The organism is Vibrio sp. 2033 (assembly GCF_033339735.1).
This window is the reverse complement of record NZ_JAWOVC010000552.1, coordinates 1-604: the sequence shown is the minus strand read 5'-3', so window position 1 is coordinate 604 and position 604 is coordinate 1. Positions and strand designations below refer to the sequence as shown.

The 604-nt window shown below is 49.3% G+C and carries 1 protein-coding gene; it reads right to left on the bottom strand.

What is annotated here, in order from left to right; genetic code table 11:
* Positions 1–604 (bottom strand): ABC transporter transmembrane domain-containing protein (locus R7P74_RS27745; protein WP_318123886.1); only part of this gene is annotated, 604 nt, incomplete at both ends.

Sequence of the window (604 nt, the reverse complement as noted above, 5' to 3'; positions counted from 1 at the left end):
TGGCTTGGTTATAACGCGTTGAAAGTAGCGATAGCTGAACCAAAGGCCCAATCGCACGACCACTTAGCATGGTTGCGGCAATCAAACCACCCATGGTTAAGTCACCTTCTGCAATCAAGTAAACGCCTAAGATGATCATCCCGACGTTACTACTTTGCTGCACGAAACCCGCAGCGTTTTGGATGCTGTCGGTAATGCGACGGCTCTTGATGTTCCAGTTTGCCATGTGCGCTACCGCTTCTTCCCAGCGGTATTGGAACTGGCTTTGAGCACTCAACATTTTCACCGTTTCTAAGCCTGCCAAGCTCTCAATCAGGTTGGCGTATTTTTGAGAAGCCAGACGTGAGCCTTCCTCGATAGAACGGCGTAGAGGGCCTTGGATGAGCAGTGAGTGGATGATCAGAATGAGAACACCTACCATCGGCACAAATACCAAATTGCCCGCCATCAACCAAATGATGATTAAAAACAGAATCGCAAATGGTAGGTCGATCAACGCGCTGACGGTAGCGGAAGTGAATAATTCGCGGATGGATTCAAACTCCTGCAAGTGACGTGCAAATGCACCCACTGACGGCGGTTTGGATTCCATTCGAATCCCCAT